This is a genomic window from Streptomyces sp. NPDC002206 (assembly GCF_053593595.1).
This window is the reverse complement of sequence record NZ_JBSFCW010000021.1, coordinates 110,228-116,749: the sequence shown is the minus strand read 5'-3', so window position 1 is coordinate 116,749 and position 6,522 is coordinate 110,228. Positions and strand designations below refer to the sequence as shown.

6 protein-coding genes are annotated in these 6,522 nt (G+C 69.3%); 2 read left to right on the top strand and 4 right to left on the bottom strand.

The genetic code is table 11. From position 1 onward, the window contains the following. Positions 1 to 104: 104 nt before the first annotated feature. The 4 genes from ACWCP8_RS29295 to leuA all read right to left on the bottom strand — a co-directional run bounded on the left by ACWCP8_RS29295 (position 105) and on the right by leuA (position 4,757). Positions 105 to 959: an isoprenyl transferase gene (locus ACWCP8_RS29295; protein ID WP_352262019.1), complete on the bottom strand. Its 855-nt coding sequence runs from the start codon at positions 957 to 959 to the stop codon at positions 105 to 107. 56 nt (positions 960 to 1,015) lie between these two features. Continuing rightward, entirely contained in the window at positions 1,016 to 1,762 is a 747-nt protein-coding gene (recO, locus tag ACWCP8_RS29290; protein WP_352262021.1) for a DNA repair protein RecO, read from the bottom strand. Between the two features lie 321 nt (positions 1,763 to 2,083). Beyond that, the gene (locus tag ACWCP8_RS29285; RefSeq protein ID WP_451119087.1) at positions 2,084 to 2,761 is read right to left on the bottom strand and encodes a TerB family tellurite resistance protein; all 678 of its coding nucleotides are present in this window, start codon (positions 2,759 to 2,761) and stop codon (positions 2,084 to 2,086) included. A gap of 208 nt (positions 2,762 to 2,969) precedes the next feature. Further along, the gene (leuA, locus tag ACWCP8_RS29280; protein ID WP_352262025.1) at positions 2,970 to 4,757 is read right to left on the bottom strand and encodes a 2-isopropylmalate synthase; all 1,788 of its coding nucleotides are present in this window, start codon (positions 4,755 to 4,757) and stop codon (positions 2,970 to 2,972) included. A gap of 294 nt (positions 4,758 to 5,051) precedes the next feature. Between leuA and ACWCP8_RS29275 the strand changes: the two genes are divergently transcribed. Both ACWCP8_RS29275 and ACWCP8_RS29270 read left to right on the top strand, forming a co-directional pair. Next, complete coding sequence (locus tag ACWCP8_RS29275; RefSeq protein ID WP_352262027.1) at positions 5,052 to 6,125, top strand: M4 family metallopeptidase; 1,074 nt, start codon at positions 5,052 to 5,054, stop codon at positions 6,123 to 6,125. Between the two features lie 111 nt (positions 6,126 to 6,236). Beyond that, positions 6,237 to 6,503: a protealysin inhibitor emfourin gene (locus tag ACWCP8_RS29270; protein ID WP_355999295.1), complete on the top strand. Its 267-nt coding sequence runs from the start codon at positions 6,237 to 6,239 to the stop codon at positions 6,501 to 6,503. Positions 6,504 to 6,522: the final 19 nt, after the last annotated feature.

Below are 6,522 nucleotides of genomic sequence, written 5' to 3'. Positions count from 1 at the left end.
AACGACAGCGCCACCCCCACAGGGTGCGCCACCATGCGCACGACAGCCACCATCCATCGGTCCACCACGTGCGGCCACTGCACCCAGGCCAGTTCCCCCCGGGGTCAGACAGCCGCGTCGGGCCCGGCGTCCTTGCCCTGCATGTCGAGGAGTTCCTCGTCGGAGACCGCGCCGCCGAAACGCCGGTCGCGCTGGGCGTACTCCAGGCAGGCCCGCCACAGGTCACGGCGGTCGAAGTCCGGCCACAACACGTCCTGGAAGACCATCTCGGCGTACGCGCTCTGCCAGATCAGGTAGTTGGAGGTGCGCTGTTCACCGCTGGGGCGCACGAAGAGGTCCACGTCCGGCATGTCCGGGTAGTAGATGTACTTCGCGAAGGTCTTCTCGTTGACCTTGGCCGGGTCCAGCTTTCCGGCCGCGACGTCCTCGGCAATGCGCTGCGCGGCGTCGGCGATCTCGGCCCGGCCGCCGTAGTTGACGCAGAAGTACAGCGTCATCTTGTCGTTGTCCTTCGTCTGCTCCTGGGCGACCTGGAGCTCCTGGACGACGGACTTCCACAGCTTCGGCATCCGGCCCACCCAGCGGATGCGGATGCCCAGTTCGTCCATCTCGTCGCGGCGGCGGCGGATGACGTCCCGGTTGAAGTTCATCAGGAACTTCACTTCCTCCGGGGAGCGCTTCCAGTTCTCGGTGGAGAACGCGTACAGCGAGAGGTTCTTGACGCCCATCTCGATGCAGCCCTTGAGGACGTCCATGACGACGCCCTCGCCGACCTTGTGGCCCTCGGTGCGCGGGAGGCCCCGTTCCTTGGCCCAGCGGCCGTTGCCGTCCATCACGACGGCGACGTGCTTGGGCACCAGCTCGCCGGGGATCTTCGGGGGCCTGGCCCCGGAGGGGTGCGGCTCGGGGGTCTTGTATACGCGCCTGTTACGGCCACCGAGGATCCCGCGTACTGCCATGAGCTGTCTCGTCTCCCTGTGCCTGCTGTGCCGGTGTCCTGCTGTGCCGGTGTCGGTTACTTCTCTACGTAACGCAGCGAGCGCAGTCCGCGCTCCAGATGCCAGTGCAGATAGGCGGACACCAGCCCGCTCCCCTCCCTGACATGCCGCGCCTCGCACGCGTCGGCCGTCTCCCAGTCACCGGTGAGCAGCGCGCTCAGCAGGGCGACGGCCTCTGCTGAGGGTACGACGCTGCCGGGCACCCGGCAGTCGCCGCATATGGCGCCGCCCGCCGCGACGGAGAAGAATCGGTTCGGTCCGGGCATTCCGCACTTCGCGCAGTCCTCGAAGCTGGGTGCGTAGCCGTTGACCGCGAGGGAACGCAAGAGGAAGGCGTCGAGGATCAGGTTCGGGGCGTGCTCCCCGCGGGCGAGGGTGCGGAGCCCTCCGACGAGCAGCAGGTACTGCTGGACCGCGGGCTCGCCCTCGTGGTCGGTGAAGCGCTCGGCGGTCTCCAGCATCGCGGTGCCCGCGGTGTACCGGGCGTAGTCGGTGACGATGTCGCCCCCGTACGGCGCGATGGTCTCGCTCTGGGTGCAGAGCGGCAGTCCGCGGCCGATCAGCTCGCTCCCGCGGGCGAAGAACTGCACGTCCACATGGGAGAACGGTTCGAGGCGGGCGCCGAACTTGGACTTCGTACGCCGCACCCCGCGCGCGACGGCCCGCACCCGGCCGTGGCCGCGGGTCAGGATCGTGATGATCCGGTCGGCCTCGCCCAGTTTCTGCGTGCGCAGCACCACGCCGTCGTCCCGGAACAAGCTCATGCGTCCATTGTCCTGTACGCGCGCACCGAAGCGGGCCCGCCCCCGAAGACCGTACGGTTCGGCTTCCGCCGGCCGGCACCGCGGGCTGCGCCGCCCGGAGCTGCCTCAGCACCGCGACGGGCCGGCGTCCGGTCGAGCTGCCCATCGCGGCGAAGGGCGAGCGGCGCCGGTACCTGTCCAGGCTCCCGGCCGCCAGGGGCCGACTTCGCGGCTACTACAGGAGCGGGCGCGGGGCCCACTGACTCCCGCGGGAGTACGCGCCCGGAGCACGCAGAGCCTTCGATCGGGGCGGAGGCGCGCCGGGGCACCAGGAGCAGCCGCTCAGGACGGGGTGCGCGCCGCCGCGGCGAGCAGCCGGGCCGTGTCGTCCGCGCAGAGCTGCAGCGCCGCACCGACCGTGGTCAGCACCTCGCGCTCGGCCTGGCTGTACGGGCCGTCGGCGAGCGCGATCCTGGCACCCTGCAAGAGGATCGATTCACGTCCGGCGGACGCCAGATGCGGGGCGAGTGGTTCCAGCGCCTCGTGGAGCTCGATGGCGAGGGCGGCGCCGCACGCCTCGGCCGCGGCGTCGAAGGCGGCGCCGTGGCCGATGTCGGCGGCGAGCACCTCGACGACGGTGGAGAGTTGCTCCTCCGTGCAGTCGTCGAATCCGGCGCTGCGCACGATGGCCACCGCGGTCTCCAGGACCGTACGCGAGGTGGTGCCACCGGCGGCGAGGACGCCGAGGGCGACGGCGTGGAAGGCGTCCCTGAGCATCGCGGAGAACCGGGTGGTGGTGGGGTGGTCGAGCGCGTCGGTGTCGAAGTGCGTGCGGCAGGCGGCGCATTCGACGACGGGGCCCACGGTGCCGCGGCGCAGCAGCGGCACGCCGAGCACGGTGAAACGCCGACGGCCGGTGAGACGGTGGTAGTTGCGGTCACCGCCGCAGCCGGGGCAGAAGAACTCGCCGTCGGCGACGGCGTCCCAGATGGTGCGGATGCCGCAGATACGCAGCTTCATGGCGCGTTGTCCCAGGGCTGACCGCACGTCGCACACCTCCGTAACGCTCCGGCAACATTGCCGTGTCGACGTGATGTTAACCACAGTCACGATGTGGCGTCAGCACCTCGATCGTCACAACCGTCGGGAGATGGCCGAACCCCGCCCCCGGGAACCGGGTGGACGGGGTTCGTCGATCATGCGCCTGTGCGCCCTTTCGGGCGCCGGGTCAGCGGGTCGCGCGGTTGACCGCGGAGACGACCGCCTTCAGCGAGGCCCGCGTGGTGTTGGCGTCGATGCCGATCCCCCACAGGACCTTTCCGTCGATCGCGCACTCGATGTACGAGGCGGCCTGGGCGCTCGCACCCTCGCTCATCGTGTGCTCGGTGTAGTCCAGCAGACGGGCGTCGATGCCGATGGCCTGCAGCGCTTCGAAGAACGCGGAGATCGGACCGTTGCCGGATCCGGTCAGCACGGTGTCCGCGCCGTCCACGGTCGCGTCGACGGTGATCGTGTCCCGGCCGCCGGAATCGGTCGTCGTCTGACCGGAACGGATCTGTACGCGGCCCCAGGCGTTCTCCGGGTTGGGCAGGTACTCGTCCTGGAACGTGGACCAGATCTGCGTCGGCGTGACCTCGCCGCCCTCGGCATCGGTCCTGGCCTGAATGATCCGGGAGAACTCGATCTGCATCCGACGCGGCAGGTCCAGCTTGTGGTCGTTCTTCAGGACGTAGGCGATTCCGCCCTTGCCGGACTGCGAGTTGACCCGGATGACGGCCTCGTACGAGCGACCGACGTCCTTCGGGTCGATCGGCAGGTACGGCACCGCCCACTCGATCTCGTCGACGGTCTTGCCCTGGGCGGCCGCGTCGGCCTCCATGGCGTCGAAGCCCTTCTTGATTGCGTCCTGGTGGGAGCCGGAGAAGGCGGTGTAGACCAGGTCGCCCGCGTAAGGGTGGCGCGGGTGGACCTCCATCTGGTTGCAGTACTCGCTGGTGCGGCGGATCTCGTCGATCTGCGAGAAGTCGATCTGCGGGTCGACGCCCTGCGAGAACAGGTTCATGCCCAGCGTCACCAGGTCGACGTTGCCGGTGCGCTCGCCCTGGCCGAACAGGCAGCCCTCGATCCGGTCCGCGCCGGCCATGATCGCCAGTTCGGCGGCGGCGACGGCGGTGCCGCGGTCGTTGTGCGGGTGGACCGACAGGCAGATGTGCTCGCGGCGCGACAGGTTGCGCGACATCCACTCGAACCGGTCCGCGTGTGTGGACGGCGCCGAACGCTCCACGGTGGCGGGCAGGTTGAGGATGATCTCGCGCCCCTCCTCGGGCTGCCAGACGTCACAGACGGCCTCGCAGACCTCCAGGGCGAAGTCCAGCTCGGTGTCGGTGAAGATCTCCGGGCTGTACTGGTAGCCGAAGATCGTCTCGTCGCCGAGGATCTTCTCCGCGTACTCCATGACCAGCCGGGTGCCGTCCACCGCGATCTGCTTGACCTCCTCCTTCGAACCGCGGAAGACCACGCGGCGGAAGGTGGGGGCGGTGGCGTTGTACAGGTGCACGGTGGCCCGGCGGGCGCCGCGCAGCGACTCGACGGTCCGCTCGATCAGCTCCTCGCGGGCCTGGGTGAGTACGGAGATCGTCACGTCCTCGGGGATCGCGCCCTCTTCGATGATGGAGCGGACGAACGCGAAGTCGGTTTCGCCGGAGGACGGGAAACCGACCTCGATCTCCTTGTAGCCCATGCGTACGAGCAGGTCGAACATCTCGCGCTTGCGAGCCGGCGACATCGGGTCGATCAGCGCCTGGTTGCCGTCACGCAGATCGGTGGACAGCCAGCGGGGCGCCACGGTGATCCGGCTGTCCGGCCAGGTGCGGTCGGGGATGTCGACGGCCTCGTACCGGCCGTACTTGTGGATCGGCATCCCGGACGGCTTCTGCAGCGCGGTGGCGTTGGTGATCGGCGTGGGGCGGCCTACGGAGTTCTCGGCAGAGGTCCGGGCGGAATTCACGGCGGTCATGGCGTACGGCTCCTCGGGGGTCCAGCAATGGGACGGCCGACTGTGTCGCTGCAGCACCAAACTCCGCGGGGAGGGGGTCGGCCTACGACTACAGGCCCTCGCCGCGGCAGCTAAGAAGAAGCAGCCCGTAACGCATGATGCAACGAGACTAACCGAGGGGTGCCTGGGACGTCGGTCCGTATCAGTATGCGGGACCGGGTGCCGGTAACGGGTAAAGAGTGATCAGTCACTCCATTTCGTCAATCCTGATGGCAACCAGTGACACAACCGTGACGCAATGCCACAGTCGACCCCATGCAGCCTCGACCTCAGCACGGGTTCCACCCCGTCTTCTGCACGATCGTGCCGCCCCATGTTCTCGACAAGCTGTCACAGGCCGACGACCCCGGTCTCTCCGGTCCGGCCCGCCGCACCCTGGAGGGCGACGCCGCCCGGCGCACCCGTCGCCAGATGACCACCCTCGTCCCCTCCGTGCCCACCGTGGCGACGGGGACGGAGTCCGACAAGCCCGAGCGCATCCTGTACGACTGTCGGCACGGCACGCAGCTGCCGGGCTTCAAGGTCCGCTCCGAGGGGGAGCAGCCGACGCAGGACGCGAGCGTCAACCGCGCGTACGCGGGGCTCGGCGCCACCTTCGAACTGCTGCTCACGGCCTACGGCCGCCGTTCGATCGACGGCAACGGGCTGCCGCTGATCGGCTCCGTGCACTACGACGAGCAGTACAACAACGCGTTCTTCGACGGCGAGCAGATGGTCTTCGGCGACGGGGACGGGGAGATCTTCCTCGACTTCACCGTCGCCATCGATGTGATCGGCCACGAACTGACGCACGGCCTCACCCAGTACACGGCCAACCTGAGCTATTTCGGCCAGTCCGGCGCGCTCAACGAGTCCATGTCGGACGTTTTCGGCTCCCTGGTCAAGCAGTACTCGCTGGGCCAGACCGCGGACCGGGCCGACTGGCTGATCGGCGCCGGACTGCTGGCCCCCCGGGTCCAGGGGGAGGCGCTGCGCTCGATGAGGGCGCCGGGAACGGCGTACGACGACGACGTGCTCGGCAAGGACCCGCAGCCCGCGTCGATGGAGGACTACATCCACACCACCGAGGACAACGGCGGTGTGCATCTGAACTCCGGCATCCCGAACCGCGCCTTCTACCTGCTGGCCACGGCGCTCGGCGGCAACGCGTGGGAGCGGGCGGGCCAGCTCTGGTTCGACGTGCTCACGGGCGACGGACTGGCCGGGGACGCGGGCTTCTCGGACTTCGCCCGCCTGACGGTCGAGGCGGCGAAGGACCGCTACGGCGAGGGCGACGAACTGGAGGCGGTACGGAAGGCCTGGTCGGAGGTCGGCGTGCCGTCTGCGTAGCCCCAGGAGCAAGCCCCTCGGGGGGCTCCCATGTCTCTTTGAGGCCATGGGGGAGATTGAGGAGCGGAGTCCGGGGCAGAGCCCCGGGGACAACCCGAGAGGAGTCGGACCTTGCGCATCCAGGTACGTCGCACCGGCGGTTTCGCCGGCATCGCACGCCACCGCGAGGTCGACACCTCGGGCCTGGCCGACGCCGCCGACTGGGAGGCCCTGGCCGAATCCGCGCTCGCGGAAGGCCGGGGCACCCCACCGCCCGGGGTGCCGGACGGCTTCCAGTACCGGATCACGGTCGGTGACCGCACCGTCCACTGCGCGGATCCGCATCTGACCGACGCGCAGCGCGCACTGATCTCACGCGTCCTCAAGGAGGGCGCGTGAGATCGGTGCGCGGCTGACC

What these genes read in the sequence shown, in the direction of transcription:
- ACWCP8_RS29295 (WP_352262019.1), bottom strand. Translation starts at nt 959, where the DNA reads ATGGCAGTACGCGGGATCCTCGGTGGCCGTAACAGGCGCGTATACAAG.
- recO (WP_352262021.1), bottom strand. Translation starts at nt 1,762, where the DNA reads ATGAGCTTGTTCCGGGACGACGGCGTGGTGCTGCGCACGCAGAAACTG.
- ACWCP8_RS29285 (WP_451119087.1), bottom strand. Translation starts at nt 2,761, where the DNA reads ATGAAGCTGCGTATCTGCGGCATCCGCACCATCTGGGACGCCGTCGCC.
- leuA (WP_352262025.1), bottom strand. Translation starts at nt 4,757, where the DNA reads ATGACCGCCGTGAATTCCGCCCGGACCTCTGCCGAGAACTCCGTAGGC.
- ACWCP8_RS29275 (WP_352262027.1), top strand. Translation starts at nt 5,052, where the DNA reads ATGCAGCCTCGACCTCAGCACGGGTTCCACCCCGTCTTCTGCACGATC.